The organism is Streptomyces sp. NPDC047841 (assembly GCF_040704085.1).
GTDB lineage: Bacteria > Actinomycetota > Actinomycetes > Streptomycetales > Streptomycetaceae > Streptomyces > Streptomyces argyrophylli.
In genome coordinates, this window is record NZ_JBEYRP010000002.1 from 107,548 (window position 1) to 126,680 (window position 19,133).

A 19,133-nucleotide genomic window follows, 5' to 3' on the forward strand; every position below is an offset into this window, starting at 1 on the left:
CCATGGCCCCCATTCCCGGCAGCGGCCTCGCCAAGGGCCTGGCCGTCACCCTCCGCACGATGACCAGGAAACACGTCACCGAGCAGTACCCGGACGTCCTGCCCGAACTCCCGCCCCGCAGCCGTGGCGTCATCGGCCTGTTCGAGGAGAACTGCACGGTCTGCATGCTGTGCGCCCGGGAGTGCCCGGACTGGTGCATCTACATCGACTCGCACAAGGAGACGGTCCCGCCCGCCGCCCCCGGCGGGCGCGAGCGCAGCCGCAACGTCCTCGACCGGTTCGCCATCGACTTCTCCCTGTGCATGTACTGCGGCATCTGCATCGAGGTGTGTCCTTTCGACGCCCTGTTCTGGTCACCGGAGTTCGAGTACGCCGAGACCGACATCCGCGACCTCACCCACGAGCGGGACAAGCTCCGCGAGTGGATGTGGACCGTGCCGGCCCCGCCCGCCCTGGACCCCGGCGCGGAGGAGCCCAAGGAGATCGCCGCCGCCCGCAAGACCGCGGAGAAGCTGGCCGCCGCCCAGGCGGTGCCGGCCGAGCCGCGGGAGGGGGAGTCGTGACCCCCGCCGCAACCACGGTGGCCGCCTCCGGAACACCGGGCTTCCTGTCCCCGACCGGCGTCGAGATCGCGTTCCTGCTCGTCGGACTGGTCACCCTCGGCGCCGCGCTGGTCACCGTCACCACCCGGCAGCTGGTGCACGCCGCCCTGTGGCTGGTGGTCGCGCTCGGCGGTTTCGCCGTGGAGTACCTGCTCCTCACGGCCGAGTTCATCGCCTGGGTGCAGGTCCTGATCTACGTCGGTTCCGTCGTCGTCCTCCTCCTCTTCGGCCTCATGCTCACCAAGGCCCCCATCGGCCGCTCCCCGGACGCCGACTCCGGCAACCGCTGGGCCGCCCTCACGGTCGCGGTGGCCGCCGCCGTCGCCCTGGTGTGGGTGGTCGTCGACGCCTTCAGGGCCACCTGGATCGACCTGGGCGGCCCGGCCGCCGGTACCACCGAGGTCACCGGGGCGAGCCTGTTCCGGCACTGGGTGCTGCCCTTCGAGGCCCTGTCCGTGCTGCTCCTCGCCGCGCTGGTCGGCGCGATCGTCCTGTCCCGCAAGGCCAGGGCCGACGCCGGCCCCGCGGCCCCCGGGAAGGAAGGCGCCCGCTGATGCACCTCGCCTACCCCGCCGTACTCTCCGCCCTCCTGTTCTGCACCGGCCTGTACGGCGTCCTCGCCCGCCGCAACGCGATCCTGGTCCTGATGTCGGTCGAGCTGATGCTCAACGCCGTCAACCTCAACCTGGTCGCCTTCGACGTCTGGCTCAGCCGTGCCGCGAAGGAGACCCTGCACTCCGGCCAGGCCCTGACCCTGTTCACCATCGCCATCGCCGCCGCCGAGATCGGCATCGGCCTGGCGATCGTGCTCGCCGTCCACCGCAACCGCGGCACCTCCGACATCGACAAGCTCCGCGACACCGCCGAGGGCCCCGACGCCGCCGGTCCCGGCACCGAGGGCCCCGGCACCCCCGCGGCCGGGAAGGCTGAGGCCACCGCGTGACCACGACCACCCTCGCCGTCCTCGTCCCCCTCCTGCCGTTCCTGGGCGCCGCGGCCGGCCTGCTCCTCGGCCGCACCGCCCCCGGGTTCGTCCGCCCGCTCGCCGTGCTGCCGCCGCTGGCCTCCCTGGTGCTGGCCGCGCTGGTCGCCGCGCGGCAGGGCGGTGACGCGGCCGTCGACGCCCACACCGAGCTGACGCCCACCGGATCCGTGCCGATCGAGCTGGCCCTGCACATCGACGGCTTCGCCGCGCTCGTCGCCGTCCTGGTCGCGTTCGTCGCGGCCTGCGTGCAGATCTACTCCACCGGCTACCTGCGGGACGACCCGCGCTACCCCTCGTACGCCGCGCTCGTCTCCCTGTTCACCTCCGCGATGCTCCTGGTCGTCTACTCCGGCGACCTGATCGTGCTGCTGGTCGGCTGGGAGGTCATGGGCATCTGCTCCTACTTCCTGGTCGGCCACTACTGGGAGACCCCCGAGGCCCGCGCCGCCTCCCTGAAGGCCTTCCTGGTCACCAAGCTCGGCGACGTGCCGTTCCTCATCGGCCTGTTCGCGCTGGGCGCCGACGCCGGCTCGTTCCGCATCACCCGGGTCCTCGGCGCCGTCGCGAGCGGCGGCATCGGCCACCCGACGGTGATCGCGCTGCTGCTGCTCGCGGGCGTCGCGGGCAAGTCGGCGCAGTTCCCGCTGCACACCTGGCTCCCGGACGCGATGGCGGGCCCGACGCCCGTCTCGGCGCTGATCCACGCCGCGACGATGGTCGCCGCCGGTGTCTACTTCACCGCCCGTCTCCTCCCGCTCTTCGAGGCCTCCCGGGCCGCGATGGTGGTCCTCGCCGTCATGGCCGCCGTCACCATGGCCGGCTCCGGTCTCGCCGCGCTCGCCCAGGACGACATCAAGCGCGTCCTCGCCTACTCGACGATCGGCCAGCTCGGCTACATGACCGGCGCCCTCGCCGTCGGCGACCGCGGTGCCGCCGTCTTCCACCTCCTCACGCACGGCGCCTTCAAGGCGCTGCTGTTCCTCGCGGCCGGCGTGGTCATCCACGCCGCCGGCACCAACTCGCTGGCCGCCATGTCCCGCATGCACGGCCTGCGCGACCGCATCCCGGACGCCTACTGGACGATGACCGTGGCGCTGCTCTCCCTCGCCGCGATCCCGCCCTTCAGCGGCTTCTTCTCCAAGGAGTCCGTCCTCGGCGCCGCCGAGCACGTGACCTCGGGCCACACCGAGCACGCCCCCGGCGCGGCCGGCTGGATCGTCCTCGTCGCCGGCCTGGTCACCGCCGTGCTGACGGCCGCGTACGCCACCCGGCTGTGGCTGCTGGCCTTCCGCGGCCGGGGCGCCGAGGCCCCCGACCACGGCCGCCAGCCGCTGACGATGACCGTGGTGCTCTGGGTCCTGGCGGTCCCCTCCCTCGCTCTCGGCGGGCTCGCCTACCGCGCGCTGCCCGGCTGGTTCGACGGCCGCGCCCTGACCCCCACCCTGCTCACCTCGGTCCTGGGCACGGGCCTCGCCCTGGCCGGCGGGCTGCTCACCTACGGCGTCTGGCAGCGCACGGCCGCGCCGGCCGCCCGCGTCCCGCTCGGCGCGGTCGCCGCCCACCCCGAGGGGGACGCCGGACTGGTCGAGGCCGAGGCCATCGCCTCCCACGAGCCGGCCTACGGCGACATCGCCTACGCCCCCGACCCGGCGGACCCGGCACGGCTGCTGCTCGGCCCGCTGCACCGGCACGCGGCCGCCGGCTTCCATCTGGACGCCGTGTACTCGGCGCTGTTCGTCCGCCCGGTCCAGGCCGGAGCGAGTCTCGTCCGGTTCCTCGACCGCGAGGTCGTCGACACCTACGTCCACGGCGCCGCCGCCCTGCCCCGGCTGCTCGGGGCCGCCGTGCGGCGCGCCCAGACCGGCAACGTGCAGACCTATGTGAGCGCGCTGCTCGCCGGCACCGTCGTCCTCGCGGTCGCCGTCCTCCTCGTCGCCACGGGAGTGTGAGCAGGCGTGATCGATATCAACGAGTCCGTGATGCAGTTCCTTCTGGCATTCGTCGTCGCCGGCCCGCTCCTCGGCGCCGTCGCCGCTCTCCTCCCGGCCCCGCCCGGGCTGAAGGGGAAGTCGCCCGAGCAGGCCGTGCTCCGGCACGGCGTGACCGTGACCGGCGCGGTCCTCATCGCCGCGATCGTCCTCGCGCTCGGCTTCGACCACGACCACCCGTCGAAGATGCAGGCCACGACCGACATCAGCTGGATCCCCGCACTCGACGTGCGGATCCACCTCGGCACCGACGGCATCTCCCTCCCCCTTCTGGTCCTGACCGCGCTGCTGACCTTCCTCTGCGCGCTCTACTCCTACTCCAAGCCGCCGTCGGGCCCGTCCCCGAAGGCGTTCGTCGCCCTGCTGCTCCTGCTGGAGTCCGGCACCCTCGCGACCTTCGCCGTCCTCGACCTGCTGCTGTTCTTCCTCGCGTTCGAGATGGTGCTCATCCCGATGTACTTCCTCATCGCCCGCTGGGGCGGCGAGGGCCGGACCCGGGCCGCGTGGAAGTTCATCCTGTTCACGCTGCTCGGCTCCGTGGTCATGCTGCTCGGCCTGCTCCTGATCGGCATCAAGGCGGGCACGTTCGACATGGTGGCACTCGCCACTGACAACGGCCGGTCACTCACCGCGTCCGTGCAGGTCATCGCCGTGCTGGCGATCGGGATCGGGCTCGCGGTGAAGGCGCCGATGTGGCCGCTGCACAGCTGGCTGCCCGACGCCCACACCGCCGCGCCGACCGTCGGTTCGGTCCTGCTGGCCGGCGTCCTGCTGAAGATGGGTACGTACGGGTTCGTCCGCATCCTGCTGCCGGTGGCGCCGCACGGCTTCCACACCTTCGCGCCGTACCTCGCCGCGTTCGCCGTCGTCGGGATCGTCTACGGGTCCCTGGCCTGCCTGGCCCTCGCCAAGCGGGGCGCGAAGGGCGACCTCAAGCGCCTCATCGCGTACTCCTCCGTCGGCCACATGGGCTTCGTCCTGCTCGGCATCGCCACCATGACCCCGACCGGCGTCAACGGCGCCCTGTTCGCCAACATCGCCCACGGCCTCATCACCGGCCTGCTGTTCTTCCTGGTCGGCGCCCTGAAGGACCGCACCGGCACCACCGACCTCGACACCCTCGCCCACTCGTCGCCCGGCCACCACCCCTCACCGAGCGGCTCCGCCGCGCCGGACCGGTTCCAGACCGGCGCCGCCCTGTACGGCAGGGCCCCGCGCCTCGGCGGTCTGCTCGCCTTCGGTGCCGTCGCCTCCCTCGGGCTGCCCGGACTCGCCGGGTTCTGGGGCGAGATGCTGGCCCTGTTCGGGGCGTTCCGGCCCGCCGCCGGCCTCAGCCGCCCCGCCTTCCTCACCTTCATGGCGATCGGCGCGTTCGGCACCCTGCTGACCGCCGCGTACATGCTGATCGTGGTCCGCCGCGTCTGCATGGGGGGCGCGGAGCGCGAGGTGCCGAAGCTCGCCGACGTCCACGGGTACGAGTTCGCCGCCTGGACCCCGCTCGTCACCCTCACCGTCCTCGCCGGACTGTGGCCGAAGGCGCTGCTCGGCCTGACCGACCCGGCCGTGCAGCAGCTCCTCGCAGGAGGCACCCGATGAGCGCCCAGCCGCTTGCCGAGTCGCTGGTCCAGTCCGTCGACTGGCTCGCGATCGCCCCGCCCGCCCTCGCGGCCGTCGTGGCGCTGGCCGTCCTCGTCGCCGACCTGTTCCTGCCGGAGGCCCGCAAGGCCGTGCTCGGCTGGATCTCGGTCGCGGGCCTCGCCGCGGCGGCCCTGCTGCTCCTGCCCCTCCTGGACGGCGACCGCAGCACCTTCTGCCTCACCGGCCCCGCGCGCGCGTGCAGCTACACCGCCGACCGCTTCACCCTCGTCATCCAGTTCCTGGTCCTGGGCGGCGCCCTGCTGGCCGCCCTGCTGTCCGTCACCCACCTGGACGACGACCGGCGGCGCGTCCCCGCGGGCGAGTTCTGGTTCCTGCTGCTGTCCTCCGCGGCCGGTGCCGCCCTGCTGCCGGCCTCCCGGGACCTGGCCACCCTGATCGTCGCCCTGGAGGTCGCCTCCCTGCCGGCCTTCGCGCTGGTCGGCATCCGGCACGGCGACAAGCGGTCCTCCGAGGCCGCCCTGAAGTTCTTCCTGTCCTCGGTCACCGCCACCGCGGTCAGCCTGATGGGCATCAGCTTCGTCTACGCCTCCACGGGCACCCTCTACCTCACCCAGGTCGCCCAGCGCCTCCCGCACGTCGGCGGACAGCTGCACACCCTCGCCCAGGCCGGTGTGGTCCTCACCCTCGTCGGCTTCGCCTTCAAGACGGCCGCCGTGCCCTTCCACTTCTGGGTGCCGGACACCTACGTGGGCGCGCCCCTGCCCGTCGCCGCCTACCTGTCCGTCGTCGGCAAGGCCGTCGGCTTCTCCGGCCTGATCCTCGTCACGGTCGTCGCGTTCCCGTCGTACGCCGACGTCTGGGGGCCCGCGCTCGCCGCCCTGGCCGCCCTGACCATGACCGTCGGCAACGTCGCGGCCCTGCGCCAGCAGGCCACGCGCGCGTACAGCGCCGTACGGCTGCTCGCCTGGTCCTCCGTCGGGCAGGCCGGCTACCTGCTGGTGCCGATCGCCGCCGCCGGGTACTCCAAGGACGCCCAGAAGGCGATCGGCTCCACGGTCGCGTACGCCCTGATGTACGCCGCCGTGAACCTCGGCGCCTTCGCGGTGGCCGCCCTGGTGGGCCGCGGCCGCGCCCTGAACCGGATCAGCGACTACCGGGGCCTGTACGCCGCCAACCCGCTCAGCGCCCTCCTGCTGGCCTTCTTCCTGCTGTGCCTGGCCGGGCTGCCGCCGGGCGTCATCGGCCTGTTCGCCAAGGTCACCGTGTTCTCGGCGGCTGTCGACGCGGGCCTCGGCTGGCTCGCGGTCGTCATGGCCGTCAACGTCGTGATCGCCCTCTTCTACTACCTCCAGTGGACGGCCCTGCTGTTCCGCGCACCCGAGGGCGAGCCCGCCCGGCACCGTGTCCCGGCGCCCGTCACCGCCGCCCTCGCCGTCACCGGGGTCCTCGCCGTCGCCCTCTCCGGAGCACCCCAGCTCGTCCTCCGCTTCGCGGCCGGCGGACTGTTCTGAGGAGTCGTCACGCGCGCGCGGGGCACTCGTGCCGGCACGCGCGCGCGGCCGAACCCGTACGGCCGCGCCGCTCCGCCGTACGCACCGGGGAACTCGGGGCCGTCGCCTGGCGTTGTCACCAGCGGGAGGGTCCACTGGATCAGAGTGTTCCCCAGCTGCACGACTTGGAGGACGCACCGTGCACCGCCGGCACAACGGGCTCAGGACCGCCGTACTCCTCGGGGGACTGTCCGCACTCATCATCGTCATCGGCAGCTTCTTCGGCCGCGCGGGACTCGTCGTCGCGGTCCTGGTCGCTCTGGGCACGAACGCGTACGCGTACTGGAACAGCGACAAGCTGGCCCTGCGCGCGATGCGCGCCCGCCCGGTCAGCGAGTTCGAGGCGCCGGCGCTCTACCGGATGGTGCGGGAACTGTCCACGCAGGCCCGCCAGCCCATGCCCCGGCTGTACATCTCGCCGACGGAGGCCCCGAACGCCTTCGCCACGGGCCGCAACCCGCGCAACGCGGCCGTCTGCTGCACCGAGGGCATCCTGTGCCTGCTGGACGAGCGGGAGCTGCGCGGCGTCATCGGCCATGAACTGAGCCACGTCTACAACCGGGACATCCTCATCTCCTCGGTCGCCGGCGCGCTCGCCTCCGTGATCATGTTCCTGGTCAACTTCGCCTGGCTGATCCCGGTAGGCCGCTCGGACGACGACGACGGCCCCGGACTGTTCGGCATGCTGCTGATCATGATCCTCGGCCCGCTCGCCGCCAGCCTGATCCAGCTGGCCATCAGCCGCTCGCGGGAGTACGAGGCGGACGCCTCCGGCGCCCAGCTCACCGGCGACCCGCTCGCCCTGGCCGGCGCCCTGCGCAAGCTGGAGACGGGCACCCGGCAACTGCCGCTGCCCCCCGAGCCCCGGATCGAGACGGCGAGCCACATGATGATCGCCAATCCCTTCCGCCCCGGCCAGGGGCTGTCCAAGATGTTCTCCACGCACCCGCCGATGGCGGAGCGCATCGCCCGGCTCGAGAAGATGGCGGGCGGCGACCGGTGAAGACCGCATCCGTATTCGTCGTTCAGGCGACCGCTGTTCCCCACTCGATAATCCGCGGCAAACCCTGAGGCTGTCCGGGGGAAAACGCGGGCGTCACCGCGCGCCTGGGGATTGTCCGAGGCGCGCCCTCGCCATCCTGTGCTCTGGGAATGCGGCACCAGGGACGACGAAAGGTTGGCCGAGTGAAGTTCACCAAGCGGTTCGCCACGATCAGTACCGCCGCGATCACGCTGGTGCTCCTCAGCGCCGGCGGCGCACAGGCTCACGGCGACGCGGGACTCCTGTCCCGCCTGGGCGTCACGTCGCTGCTCCAGGCCCCCTACCGCGGGGCGCAGGGGGGCGCCGACACGCAGAGCACCACGAACACCACCACGAAAAACAATACCAACAACAATAACAACAACAACGCCGGTGGGGTGAACAACAACAACAATAACAACAACAACGGGGACCGGAACACGAATAACAACACCAACAACAACAACATCCTCGCCGGGCCTCAGACGCAAGGCGGCGGGGGACTTCTCTCGCTCCTCGGCGTCCCGCCGCTCCTTCAGATCTGCAACCCGACGGGACAGGCCGCCCACGGGAACAACACCTTCACCGGCAGCCAGAACCTCAACTGCAAATTCAGTTGAGATGTTGAGATGACGAATCCGCCGCGAAGCCCTATCCGCGCCCGGGGTGGTGGAGCTTGCGGGCGGCTTCGTGCCGGGTGTGGACGTTGAGCTTGGTCAGTACGGCGCCCACGTGGTGCCCCGCGGTCTTCGGGCTGATGTAGAGGCGGGCGGCGATCTCGGCGTCCGAGAGGCCCTCGTCCAGCAGTTTCAGGACGTCCATCTCCCGGTTGGTGAGCCGGTACGGATTGGCCCGGGTGGCCGGCCGCGGGCCCCGCCGGACCGGGCGGACACCGCGGACCCGCATCAGGGAGCGGGCGCGAGCCACGGCCGGCCGGGCCCCGAGGGCCTCGAAGGCGGCCAGCGCCTGGCGCAGCGCGGGCGCGTCACCGGACAGACGGGCCAGCGCGGCGTCGTACGGGCAGCCGAGCCCGTCCCACCGGGCCGCGGCGCCCGCCCAGTCGCCCGCAAGTTCCAGCGCGTACGGTCCGGCCGCCGGGACCCGCGGAGGTTTTCCTCCGGCACGGCGGATCCAGCAGGCCAGGGGACCGGACAGCCAGGGATGGGTACGCTCCCCGAGCGCGGCCAGACCGCGCCGCCCCTCGGCCTGGACCTGCTCCTGATCACCTGCCAGCCAGGCCGCCTCGACCCGGGCCTCCCACCCCAGGCCCGTGTCCAGCAGGCAGCCCTCATCGACCAGGCCCGCCGCCTGCGCCAGCGCCGGCCACACCTCGGGCCTGCCCTGGCGGGCCCGCACCAGGCCCAGCGCGGTCAGCGCGAGGGCCCGGGCGGCCGGCGGCGAGCCCGGGTGGGACAGGACCTTCTCCGCGGCATCGGCGGCCTGTGGCCACAAGCCCCGGTGGAGCAGCCCCCAACTGCCCCAGGCCCTCGCGCACAGCAGGTAGGCCGGCAGGCCGTGATCGAGGCAGTAGGCCTCGGCCCGGCCCACGGCGGCGGTCGAGCGGGCGGTGTCCCGCCGCAACGCGGCCAGCCAGCACAGGACGAGCGTCATGAGGCCCGTGTCGGGCGACAGGTCCCGCGCCTCCGCGTCGGACACCGCCCGCTCGCACTCCTCCCAGCCGCGCCCCTCGCCCAGCACGCGCGCCGCCGCGGCATGGAAGTGTGCCTGGACGAGGACTCCCGGATCGCCGGAGCGCTCGCCCAGCGCGATCGCCTTCTCGGCGTGGGCGGCGACCACCGCCGCGCCCTCGTGCCCGTAGCAGGCCAGTTGGCAGAGGTTCAGGTACGCCCTCGCCAACTCGCGGCCCGGTGGGAGCCCTTCGAGCACCCGCACCGCGTCCAGGCCGGTCCGCCTGGCCTCGGCGGCCTGGCCGGCCGGCCACAACCAGCAGGACAGCCAGCGCAGGTCGTCCCCCTCGCGCAACCGGTCGCCGAGCGCACGGCGCAGCCACACCGCCGTACGGCGCGAAGCGATCCCCTCGTCCAGCCGGCTGGACAGCAGACAGGCCTGGGAGTGGCCCTCCAGCAGGGAGATCCGTCGCTCGGGCGGCAGGCGGTCGGCGTACCGCAGGGCACAGGCGTACTGGGCGGCGGCCTCCCGGTGCGCGCCGTGCGCGGCGGCACGGACGGCCGCCGCGGGCGCGTACTCCAACACGGCGGCAGGGTCCCCGGCGCCGTCGGCGTGATCCGCGAGCAGCGGCAGGTCCTCCGCGGAGACCGGCCCGGACCGCATCGCCGCCAGCACCTGCCGGTGGACCCGCAGGCGGTAGGCGGCCGGCACGGCCTCCTGCACCGCCAGCCGGGTCAGCTCGTGGCGGAACTCCGTCACCTGCCCGTGCGTCCGCACGATTCCGCAGGCCGCGGCCTCGTCCAGGGCCTCCTCCGGGGCCGGCAGGATACCGGCCAGCAGGGGCAGCGGGACCCGGGTGCCCAGGACGGCCAGGACGTCGACCACCTTGCGCGCCGGGCCCGACAGTCCCGCCAGGCGGCCCGCGACGGCCTCGCGCACCGTGGCGGGAACGGGTTCGGCGGGCGCGGCCAGGATCTCGGCGACCATGAACGGGTTGCCGGCCGAGAGGCGGTACAGCTGCTCGGCGTCCACGGTGCGCCCTGTGGCCAGCCGGGCGACGGCCTCGCGGCTCAGGGGGGCGAGATCGTGCCGGTACACCCACGGATAGCCGGCGAGGGTGCCGAGGAGGGCGGTCAGGCCGTGGGTGCGGCCGATCTCGTCGTCACGGTACGTGGCCAGCACCAGCGCCGGAACGTCCGGCAGGCGCCGGGCCAGGTACCGCAGCAGGTCCATCGTGGCCTCGTCGGCCCAGTGGACGTCCTCGACGACCAGCAGGCTGGGGTACGCGCTGAGGTCGGCGAGCAGGCAGTCGTAGACCTCGTCCGAACGGCCGGTGCCGGTCAGCGTGCCCGTCAGGGCGGTGCGCACCTCCCGGCCCAGGCGCGGCGCCAGGTCCAGCAGGGGGCCCAGGGGCCGCGGTGTGGCGAGCGGGTCGCAAGCGCCGATCACGACGCGGACGTGGGGGTCGGCCAGCTGGGCCAGACGGTGGACGACGGCGGTCTTACCGATGCCGGCCTCGCCGCGGACAAGGGCCAGGCGTCCAGGGCCGCTCACGGCTGCCTTCAGGTGACCGGCGAGGTCCTGTAGCACGGCCTCTCGCTCTAGAAGGTCCATCACCAGCAGTTTCCCCCCGCGCCGGGAGCCGCGCAAAAGATCCAGACCGATCAAGAGCCCCGCGCTGGTGGAGCGTTGTCGTGGGCTGCCGGGCGGCATCTGGGGTGTGCCGGGGTCGGAAGTGGGGTGAGGCGGGTGGAACTTGGGGTGCTCACCCGATGCGCCCGCCGACCACGGCTGGGCATGCTGGCCGGAGAGTTCACCCCCGAAATGGACTGCGATCCGGGACGTCCATGCCCACGGAAGGGAAACATCATGGCGAAGAAGTACGCCAAGCGCGCGGCCCTGATAGCCGCGTCGGCAGCTCTGGCCGCAGGAGGCGCCCTGGCACCGTCGAGCGCCTTCGCCGCCCCGGCACCCACCGGAATCCACGCGGTGGCACCGAGCGACCACGGCGGACACCACCACAACAACAACAATAACAATAACAACAACGGCGGCAGGGGCGGGAACAACAACAACAATAACAACAACAACGGCGGTAGGGGTGGGAACAACAACAATAACAACAATAACAACGGCGGAGGTGGGAACAACAACAATAACAACAACAATAACGGCGGTGGCGGGAACAACAACAACAATAACAACAACAATGGCGGTGGGGGGAACAACAACAATAACAACAACAACGGCTGAACTTGAGAGTCCGGCGGCCGGGTGCCCGAAGCTCCCTGGCCGCCGGACTGTCGCAGGCTGATGAGAACACGGCAAGCGGCCTCACGTGCAGGCGGTCTCGCGGCGGCGATGACCTGCTGCGTCACGCTGGGCGCATGGGGCGCCGCGACAGGTGAGGCGCGTGGAGCGAGCGGCTCACCCGCGAAGTCGACGACTCGGTGCTATGCGACGCGGGCCCACCCGGACGATGTCGTGTGCTACCGGAATTCCTGGAAGGCGGAGTTCAGGCACGGCGAAGTGGTGTACGTGCCTTTCCTGGTCCAGGTTCCCGAGCCTCCGCATCCGCCGCCCGCGATGCTCGTGGACAGCCTGAACGGAGTCCGCCCGAGCGATACGGCGGGCTGAATTCAGCGCCCGCCGAACGCCTGGTCCGTGGGTACGACCTCCTGTCCCAGCGGCATGAGCGAGAGCGGAACGAGCTTGAGGTTCGCCCAGCCGAAGGGAATTCCGACGATCGACAGGAACAGGGGGATGCTCGTGATCAGGTGGGCCAGTGCCAGCCACCAGCCCGCGAAGACGATCCAGATGACGTTGCCGACGAACGACGGCGCCCCGGCGCCGGGCCGCCGCACGGTGGTACGGCCGAACGGCCAGAGGACGAACCCGGCGATGCGCAGCGACGCGATGCCGAACGGGATCGTGATGATCAGGACGAAGCAGATCAGGGCGGCGATCAGGTAACCGATCGCCATCCACAGCCCGCAGAAGACGAGCCACAGGATGTTGAGCAGCAGGTTGAACACCTTCATGACCGGTACCTCTCCAGGCAGCTCGGTCGGCGTGCCTGCTACGCCCAGTATCGGCGGATCACGCGCTCAGGAGGAAGTGGACCGCCCTTGAGCGAAGCGCACGGTGGGGCGCAGGCGGGCGTACGCCCGTACGTCAGCCCGGGTGCCGTCCCGGCCGCCGGCGCCGTACGCCGTAGACCGCCACGCCCACCGCGAGGACGCCGGCGCCCACGGCGATCGAGGCCGCGGGCAGCGCGAACGCCAGCGTGGCGCAGCCCAGCAGGCCCACCGCGGGCACCACGCGCGAGCGCGGGGCCGCGCCCAGCGTCCAGGCCGAGGCGTTGGCGACGGCGTAGTAGGCCAGCACACCGAAGGACGAGAAGCCGATCGCGCCGCGCACGTCCACCGTCGCGGCCAGGACGGCGACCACCGCGCCCACGGCCAGTTCCGCCCGGTGCGGCACCCCGAAGCGCGGGTGCACGGCCGCCAGCGCGCCCGGCAGGTGCCCGTCCCGCGCCATGGCGAGCGTCGTGCGGGAGACGCCGAGGATCAGGGCGAGCAGCGAGCCCAGCGCGGCCACCGCGGCTCCGGCCCGGACCACGGGCACGAGCCCGGGCGCCCCGGCCACCCGCACCGCGTCGGCCAGCGGCGCCGCCGCCTGCCCGAGCCGGCCCGCGCCGAGAACGGCGAGCACGGCGACGGCCACGCACGCGTACACAGCCAGCGTGATGCCCAGGGCCAGCGGGACCGCCCGTGGGATCGTGCGCGCCGGATCGCGCACCTCCTCCCCGAGGGTGGCGATCCGCGCGTACCCGGCGAACGCGAAGAACAGCAGTCCGGCCGCCTGGAGCACCCCGCCGGCACCCGTCGACAGGCCGATGTCCAGCCGTCCCGCGCCGGCCCGTGGGGAGGTCAGGCACACCACGACCACGGCCGCGAGCACGGCCAGGACGGCGGCGACGACCGCCCGCGTCAGCCACGCGGACTTCTGGATCCCGCCGTAGTCGACCGCGGTCAGGGCCACCACCGCCGCGACCGCCACCGTGTGCGCCTGCCCCGGCCACACGTACGCGCCCACGGTGAGCGCCATGGCCGCGCAGGAGGCCGTCTTGCCGACCACGAAGGCCCAGCCGGCCAGGTATCCCCAGAAGGGGCCCAGCCGCTCCCTGCCGTACACGTACGTGCCGCCGGAAGCCGGGTAACGGGCGGCGAGCCGGGCCGAGGACATGGCGTTGCAGTAGGCCACGACCGCGGCGAGGGCGAGACCCGGCAGCAGCCCCGACCCGGCCGCCCGCGCGGCCGGCCCGAGGGCCGAGAAGACGCCGGCGCCGATCATCGAGCCGAGTCCGACGACGACGGCGTCCCGCACGCCCAGAGTCCGGCGCAGCCGGGCATCGGTCCGTGTCATGGGCCGCACCCTACTGATCGTGGCAACCGGCGGGTGGCCCCGTGACGTCCTCTTCATCGACACGGCACGAACACGCGCACGACGCGCAGCGGGCCCGGGAGCCGGAACTCCCAGGGAACCGACAGTGCGGACACAGCGCGGAAGGGCAGGTTCACGGCATGAGCATCATCGGTTGGATCATCCTCGGACTGCTGGCCGGAGCCATCGCCAAGGTCCTCCTGCCGGGACGCGACCCCGGCGGCTTCATCGGCACGACCCTCATCGGCATCGCGGGCGCGTTCATCGGCGGCTGGATATCGGCCCGCTGGCTGGACCACCCCGTCAGCAAGCACTTCTACGACGGTGCCACCTGGGCCGCTGCCATCGGCGGCTCCCTGGTGCTGCTGATCGTCTACCGGATCCTGTTCGGCAACTCACGCGACTGACCGCGCGGCGCGGAGGCAGGCGGGGTACGGCAGACGAGAGGGTGGGCACCGCACCGCGCGGTTCCGCGCCGCGGGGCGCGGGATGCCCACCCTTCGTTCTCTGTGCCGGTGGTTCCTACCGGTAGTTCACGAACTGCAGGGCGAAGTCGAAGTCCTTGCCCTTCAGGAGGGCGATGACGGCCTGGAGGTCGTCGCGGCTCTTGGAGCTGACGCGCAGCTCGTCGCCCTGGACCTGGGCCTTCACGCCCTTGGGGCCCTCGTCGCGGATGATCTTCGCCACCTTCTTGGCGTTCTCCTGGGAGATGCCCTCCTGGATCGACGCGAAGATCTTGTACTCCTTGCCGGAGAGCTGCGGCTCGCCTGCTTCCAGGGCCTTCAGCGAGATGCCGCGCTTGATGAGCTTCGACTGGAAGACGTCGAGGACAGCCTTCACCCGGTCCTCGGAGTTCGCCTCCATGAGGATCTTCTCACCGGACCACGAGATCGAGGCCCCCACGCCCTTGAAGTCGTAGCGCTGCGAGATCTCCTTGGCGGCCTGGTTGAGGGCGTTGTCGACCTCCTGCCGCTCGACCTTCGAGACGATGTCGAAACTGGAGTCGGCCATGTCCTGTGGCTCCTTGTATCGGGGTGCGGGTGCGTATCGGGTGCGTGCCGGCGTGCGCGGCGGCGACCGCCGGGCACGGTGGAGTAACCGGTCCGCATCCGCACCAGCCTAGCCACCCCGTGCTCCGCCGGGCGGAGATCAACCGGGTGGCGAAGCACCCCCGGGCATCGGGTATTGTTTACGTCGTTGCCGGGGAGCCCCGCCGAAAGCGGGTTCGAAGCGGCAGCACCACCCGGCGGTGTGCCCGAGCGGCCAAAGGGAGCAGACTGTAAATCTGCCGGTTCTACCTTCCCAGGTTCGAATCCTGGCGCCGCCACACGGGAGCGAGGCCCCGTGATCTGCGAAAGCGGATCACGGGGCCTTCGTCGTTGTCCGGAGCGCCGTGTCGGCGGATCGGGGTACCGCTGTCGCGCCCCGGCCCCGTACCTCATTAGAATCGAACGTGTGAACGAGGACCGTCCGCTGACGCGTCTCGACATGCTGCGCTTCGCCCGCCGCGTCGTCGAACACCAGGCCGCCAGGCAGCTCGCGCTGATGGACCGGTGGATCGCCGACGAGGAACGCCGGGAGGCCGAACGGCAGCGCCGTCCCGGCGCCCGGCGGGCCGTCGCGGAGTGGGCCGTCGAGCGCGGTCTCAACGGCCGGAGCGCGGTGTACGTCCACGTCGGCGGCTGTACGGGCGCCGGCGGCGGGCGGGCCAAGGGCGTCGGCCGGGAGCAGGCGGTACGGGCCCTCACCGAGGAAGGAGTCCCCGCGTGCCCGCTGTGCCGGCCGGACACCGCGCTGGGGATTCTCGAATGACCGGCCCGGGTGCGGGCCCGGCCGGTCCGGATGATGCTGGAGCCATGGCCGGGAAACGTCCCATCATCGTGCACCTGCCGTCCCCGACCGGCGGTCGCCGGGTCCGGGTGGACGGCGAGATCCTCGGCCTCGCGCACAACGTGCGGGACCTGGTGGAGTTCCTTCGCCGGGCGGGGCTGGAGATCGAGCCGGAGGAGGTGGCCGACTCGCCGCTGATCGACTGGCGCGGAGTGGGCCCCGAGCGGTGGGAGGCGGAGACCCGGACCTGATCACACCGCCGTCGCCGCCGGGGGAGAGGTACGTCGACCGCCCGCTCGGGCACACTGACGGCATGTCCTCCCGACGCAGAACCTGCCCCGTGTGCCACCGCGACATCGCCGTCGTCGCGGGCCGCTTCGCACGGCACGACCCGCCCGGGGCGCGGGAGAACGGGGAACTGGTCTCCTGCGCCGGGTCGCGACAGCCGGCGCAACTCGGGGCGGCGCAGCCGTCCTTGGACGGGTACGCCGTGCCGGACTTTCCCGGGCAGCTGCCGCTGTTCTGAGGGCCTGACGGGCCGGCGGCAGGCGGGGCGGGGTTCCCACGGCTCGTCAGGACGCGCGCGGGGAGGGCGAGGAGGGCCGAGGCGGGCCCGACAGGTCAACGGCCGGCGGCCCCGCTCAGTTCCCGGCCACCGACTTCACCGCCACCGACACCGGCGTCGAACCGCTGATCAGCTCCAGCGTGAGACCGGACGTCGCCGGCGTGTCCACCAGTTCCGCGAGGACGGTCGCCACGTCGTCCCGGGGGATCGAGCCGCGCCCCGTGTGCGCCTCCAGCCGGACCAGGCCGGTGCCCGCGTCGTCCGTCAGCGCGCCCGGGCGCAGGATCGTCCAGTCCAGAGCCTCCTGCCGGGTGACGTAGGCGTCGGCCTCGCCCTTGGCACGCAGGTACACGTCGAAGACGTCGTCCCCCCGGTGCGCGGGATCCGCTCCCATCGAGGACACCACCACGAAGCGGCGCACGCGCGCGCGTACGGCCGCGTCCGCGAACAGCACCGCCGCGCCCCTGTCCACCGTGTCCTTGCGGGCCGCGCCGCTGCCCGGGCCCGCGCCGGCCGCGAACACCGCCGCGTCCGCGCCCTGGAGGTGCGCCGCGACCTCCTCCACCGAGGCGGACTCGAGGTCGAGCAGGACCGGTTCGGCGCCGGCCGCGCGCAGATCGTCGCCCTGCTCGGCTCTGCGGATGATGCCCGCCACCTCGTCCCCGCGCGCGGAGAGCACACGCTCCAGCCGCAGCGCGATCTGACCATGACCACCAGCGATGACAATGCGCATGGAACCGACCGTACGCCCGGCGAGCCGCATCCGCCGCACGAGTCGACCACCGCGTTCCGGAGCACCACGAGCGTGGTCAGGCGGTGCCGGCGGGCGGGGCCTCGCGGCACCCGGACGGCTCCCGCACCCACCCGTGCCGCCGCCCACTCAGGACAGCTCCCCCCGCCCCTGTCGCGGCAGGCCCAGTTCCGCCGTGACCGCTGAGTTGCAGTACTCGCGGACCGCGCTCGTGCGGGCCACGACCCGGCCGCGGTGGACGACGATCCGGCTGTAGGCCAGGGACAGCGCGCCGGGGAGGTGGTCACCGCGTACGGCCAGCAGTTCGGCCGGGAAGCCCGCTTCCACCCGGACCTCCGGCAGGCCCAGCACCGCGCGTGCCGAAGCGCACACCGCGTCGTAGGCGTCCTCGGGGCGCAGGCCGTGGGCGGAGGCGAGGAGGTACGCGGCCTCCAGCGGGTCACCGCGGCCGACGGGGTTGGAGACGTCCCGCAGGGCACCGCTGCCGGCCGCCACCCGCACCCCGGCGGCACGCAGCAGCCGTACCGGCGCGGTGCCCCGCCGGTCGGCGCCGCCGCAGCCGCCCTGGGGCAGGCACACGACCGTCACCCCGGCCGCCGCGAGCTGGTCGGCCACGCGGGAGGCGGCATCGCCGGGCAGGCGCGCGAGACCGGCGCACGGTCCGATCGTCACGCCGGGGCGCAGGCCCCCCGCCATCGCCGCGAGCCGGGAGAGCCGGGCCGGGTCGGCGGCGTCGGTGTGCAGGTCCACGGGGCAGCCGTGTTCGGAGGCCACCTCCAGGACCGTCTCCACGTAGCCGGTGGGGTCGGGGTCCAGGTCCGGGCAGCCGCCCACCACACCGGCGCCCATCTTCACCGCGTCCCGCAGCATCGCGAGCCCGTCGGCCCCGGCAACCCCGGTCAGCAGCCGGGGCATCGCCACCGCCGTCAGCTCCGCCAGCCCGCGCAGCGACCGGCGCGCCTGGAGGACCGCGCCCAGCGCGCCGAGCCCCTGGACGTCGCCCACGCGCACGTGCGCGCGTACCGCCGTCGCCCCGTGCCCGAGCTGGAGCAGGGCCGCCTCCGTGGCCCGGCGCTGGACGTCCTCGGGGGCGTACGACGCGGGGCCGGGCTGCTCGGCGGACAGGGCGGTGTCGCCGTGGGCGTGCGGTTCGGCCGGCGCCGGCAGGAGCAGGTAGCCGCTCAGGTCCACGCGCGGGGCGCTCGTGCGGGCCGGGCCCGGCGCGAGACTGCCGGTGGTGCCCACGGCCTCGATGCGCCCGCCGCCCAGCCGCACGTCCACCGTCCGGCCGTCGGTGAGGCGGGCCCCGCAGAGCAGGAGCGCGGCCTGGTCGGAGGGCCCGGAGGACCCCGACGGGTTCGACGGCGGTTGCGGCTGCGGCTGGCTGTCGGGCATCGCGCTCCAGGTGGGGGCCGGGGGGCGGGCGGGCTGGCGTGGGGGAATCGGGGCCGTCCACCGCCCCAAGATCACGCAGAGTGAGTCGAGCCTAGGACGACGAGCCGCGCGGGACGCGGAGGAGCGCAATAGTCGTACCGGCGTGGTCCGCCCCGGAGGTCACACGGGCCGCTCACGCGCGCGGGCGATCGGTGATCGCGCCGCGTCTCCAGGGGCCCGAGGGGCCGTCGAGTTCGCTGCGGGGAGGGTTCCGCCGGGCGGCGGGATACGGATTTGGGTGAACGGCTGCGGACCGTGTAATGTCTTCATCGCTCGCCCCAATAGCTCAGTCGGCAGAGCGTCTCCATGGTAAGGAGAAGGTCAACGGTTCGATTCCGTTTTGGGGCTCTGGTGTGAGAGGTTCCCGCCGCGAGGCGGGGGCTGATCTCATCAAAGCGGTGTAGCTCAGTCGGTAGAGCAAGCGGCTCATAATCGCTGTGTCACCGGTTCAAGTCCGGTCACCGCTACTGACAGTAGCCGATTGCGGGGTCGGTCCTTCGATCGGCTACTCTTTCTTGCGTTGAACAAGTCCACCCGTTCGTCATAGGAGCACTCACGTGGCTGCCACCGACGTCCGCCCGAAGATCACGCTGGCCTGCGTGGAGTGCAAGGAGCGGAACTACATCACCAAGAAGAACCGGCGTAACAACCCGGATCGTCTTGAGATGAAGAAGCACTGCCCGCGTTGCAACGCGCACACCGCGCACCGCGAAACGCGATAATCAGGCTCGAC

20 protein-coding genes and 3 tRNA genes are annotated in these 19,133 nt (G+C 72.6%); 17 read left to right on the forward strand and 6 right to left on the reverse strand.

Annotation, left to right across the window (positions count from 1 at the left end; genetic code table 11):
* Positions 1–2 precede the first annotated feature (2 nt).
* The 8 genes from AB0947_RS03030 to AB0947_RS03065 all read left to right on the forward strand — a co-directional run bounded on the left by AB0947_RS03030 (position 3) and on the right by AB0947_RS03065 (position 8,365).
* The gene (locus AB0947_RS03030; RefSeq protein ID WP_366748528.1) at positions 3–563 is read left to right on the forward strand and encodes an NADH-quinone oxidoreductase subunit I; all 561 of its coding nucleotides are present in this window, start codon (positions 3–5) and stop codon (positions 561–563) included.
* Positions 560–1,156: an NADH-quinone oxidoreductase subunit J gene (locus AB0947_RS03035; RefSeq protein ID WP_366748529.1), complete on the forward strand. Its 597-nt coding sequence runs from the start codon at positions 560–562 to the stop codon at positions 1,154–1,156. The genes AB0947_RS03030 and AB0947_RS03035 overlap by 4 nt, the downstream gene beginning before the upstream one ends.
* A complete protein-coding gene (nuoK, locus tag AB0947_RS03040) occupies positions 1,156–1,545 on the forward strand; it encodes an NADH-quinone oxidoreductase subunit NuoK (protein ID WP_171153742.1) in 390 nt (129 codons plus the stop codon). The genes AB0947_RS03035 and nuoK overlap by 1 nt, the downstream gene beginning before the upstream one ends.
* Positions 1,542–3,536, forward strand: a complete 1,995-nt coding sequence (locus AB0947_RS03045) for an NADH-quinone oxidoreductase subunit L (protein WP_366748530.1) — start codon at positions 1,542–1,544, stop codon at positions 3,534–3,536. Before nuoK ends, AB0947_RS03045 begins: the two co-directional genes overlap by 4 nt.
* A gap of 6 nt (positions 3,537–3,542) precedes the next feature.
* Positions 3,543–5,171: an NADH-quinone oxidoreductase subunit M gene (locus tag AB0947_RS03050; RefSeq protein ID WP_366748531.1), complete on the forward strand. Its 1,629-nt coding sequence runs from the start codon at positions 3,543–3,545 to the stop codon at positions 5,169–5,171.
* Positions 5,168–6,685 carry an NADH-quinone oxidoreductase subunit N gene (locus tag AB0947_RS03055; protein ID WP_366748532.1) on the forward strand — a complete coding sequence of 506 codons (1,518 nt, stop codon included), beginning with the start codon at positions 5,168–5,170 and terminating at the stop codon, positions 6,683–6,685. Before AB0947_RS03050 ends, AB0947_RS03055 begins: the two co-directional genes overlap by 4 nt.
* 178 nt (positions 6,686–6,863) lie before the next feature.
* On the forward strand, positions 6,864–7,727 hold the full coding sequence (gene htpX, locus AB0947_RS03060) for a zinc metalloprotease HtpX (protein WP_366748533.1): 864 nt from the start codon (positions 6,864–6,866) through the stop codon (positions 7,725–7,727).
* A gap of 182 nt (positions 7,728–7,909) precedes the next feature.
* Positions 7,910–8,365, forward strand: a complete 456-nt coding sequence (locus AB0947_RS03065) for a hypothetical protein (RefSeq protein WP_366748534.1) — start codon at positions 7,910–7,912, stop codon at positions 8,363–8,365.
* A gap of 31 nt (positions 8,366–8,396) precedes the next feature.
* On the opposite strand, the gene AB0947_RS03070 is transcribed toward AB0947_RS03065, so the two are convergent.
* Positions 8,397–10,988: an AAA family ATPase gene (locus tag AB0947_RS03070; RefSeq protein ID WP_366748535.1), complete on the reverse strand. Its 2,592-nt coding sequence runs from the start codon at positions 10,986–10,988 to the stop codon at positions 8,397–8,399.
* Positions 10,989–11,243: 255 nt separating this feature from the next.
* Between AB0947_RS03070 and AB0947_RS03075 the strand changes: the two genes are divergently transcribed.
* The gene (locus AB0947_RS03075) at positions 11,244–11,627 is read left to right on the forward strand and encodes a hypothetical protein (RefSeq protein WP_366748536.1); all 384 of its coding nucleotides are present in this window, start codon (positions 11,244–11,246) and stop codon (positions 11,625–11,627) included.
* 386 nt (positions 11,628–12,013) lie between these two features.
* Here AB0947_RS03075 and AB0947_RS03080 read toward each other — a convergent pair whose 3' ends face one another.
* Together AB0947_RS03080 and AB0947_RS03085 are read right to left on the reverse strand one after the other, a co-directional pair.
* On the reverse strand, positions 12,014–12,415 hold the full coding sequence (locus AB0947_RS03080; RefSeq protein ID WP_366748537.1) for a YccF domain-containing protein: 402 nt from the start codon (positions 12,413–12,415) through the stop codon (positions 12,014–12,016).
* Between the two features lie 133 nt (positions 12,416–12,548).
* Positions 12,549–13,802, reverse strand: coding sequence for an amino acid permease (locus AB0947_RS03085; protein WP_366748538.1), 1,254 nt, complete (start codon positions 13,800–13,802; stop codon positions 12,549–12,551).
* A 158-nt stretch (positions 13,803–13,960) separates the two neighbouring features.
* On the opposite strand from AB0947_RS03085, the gene AB0947_RS03090 reads away from it, so the two are divergent.
* Complete coding sequence (locus AB0947_RS03090; protein WP_361466213.1) at positions 13,961–14,227, forward strand: GlsB/YeaQ/YmgE family stress response membrane protein; 267 nt, start codon at positions 13,961–13,963, stop codon at positions 14,225–14,227.
* Positions 14,228–14,342: 115 nt separating this feature from the next.
* Here the strand turns inward: AB0947_RS03090 and AB0947_RS03095 are convergent, their stop codons facing one another.
* On the reverse strand, positions 14,343–14,831 hold the full coding sequence (locus tag AB0947_RS03095; protein WP_356147287.1) for a YajQ family cyclic di-GMP-binding protein: 489 nt from the start codon (positions 14,829–14,831) through the stop codon (positions 14,343–14,345).
* Between the two features lie 234 nt (positions 14,832–15,065).
* On the opposite strand from AB0947_RS03095, the gene AB0947_RS03100 reads away from it, so the two are divergent.
* The 4 genes from AB0947_RS03100 to AB0947_RS03115 all read left to right on the forward strand — a co-directional run bounded on the left by AB0947_RS03100 (position 15,066) and on the right by AB0947_RS03115 (position 16,176).
* Positions 15,066–15,147: transfer RNA gene (locus AB0947_RS03100), tRNA-Tyr, on the forward strand.
* A gap of 128 nt (positions 15,148–15,275) precedes the next feature.
* The gene (locus tag AB0947_RS03105) at positions 15,276–15,632 is read left to right on the forward strand and encodes a DUF6233 domain-containing protein (protein WP_366748539.1); all 357 of its coding nucleotides are present in this window, start codon (positions 15,276–15,278) and stop codon (positions 15,630–15,632) included.
* 44 nt (positions 15,633–15,676) lie between these two features.
* Complete coding sequence (locus AB0947_RS03110; RefSeq protein WP_171153724.1) at positions 15,677–15,901, forward strand: hypothetical protein; 225 nt, start codon at positions 15,677–15,679, stop codon at positions 15,899–15,901.
* 62 nt (positions 15,902–15,963) lie between these two features.
* The gene (locus AB0947_RS03115; protein ID WP_366748541.1) at positions 15,964–16,176 is read left to right on the forward strand and encodes a hypothetical protein; all 213 of its coding nucleotides are present in this window, start codon (positions 15,964–15,966) and stop codon (positions 16,174–16,176) included.
* 115 nt (positions 16,177–16,291) lie between these two features.
* Here AB0947_RS03115 and AB0947_RS03120 read toward each other — a convergent pair whose 3' ends face one another.
* Together AB0947_RS03120 and AB0947_RS03125 are read right to left on the reverse strand one after the other, a co-directional pair.
* On the reverse strand, positions 16,292–16,948 hold the full coding sequence (locus AB0947_RS03120) for an NAD(P)H-binding protein (protein ID WP_366748542.1): 657 nt from the start codon (positions 16,946–16,948) through the stop codon (positions 16,292–16,294).
* A gap of 147 nt (positions 16,949–17,095) precedes the next feature.
* On the reverse strand, positions 17,096–18,361 hold the full coding sequence (locus AB0947_RS03125; RefSeq protein ID WP_366748543.1) for an amidohydrolase family protein: 1,266 nt from the start codon (positions 18,359–18,361) through the stop codon (positions 17,096–17,098).
* Positions 18,362–18,675: 314 nt separating this feature from the next.
* On the opposite strand from AB0947_RS03125, the gene AB0947_RS03130 reads away from it, so the two are divergent.
* The 3 genes from AB0947_RS03130 to rpmG all read left to right on the forward strand — a co-directional run bounded on the left by AB0947_RS03130 (position 18,676) and on the right by rpmG (position 19,122).
* Positions 18,676–18,748 (forward strand) — tRNA-Thr (locus AB0947_RS03130).
* A 46-nt stretch (positions 18,749–18,794) separates the two neighbouring features.
* A tRNA-Met gene (locus AB0947_RS03135) sits at positions 18,795–18,867 on the forward strand.
* 90 nt (positions 18,868–18,957) lie between these two features.
* Complete coding sequence (rpmG, locus tag AB0947_RS03140) at positions 18,958–19,122, forward strand: 50S ribosomal protein L33 (protein WP_003948671.1); 165 nt, start codon at positions 18,958–18,960, stop codon at positions 19,120–19,122.
* Positions 19,123–19,133: the final 11 nt, after the last annotated feature.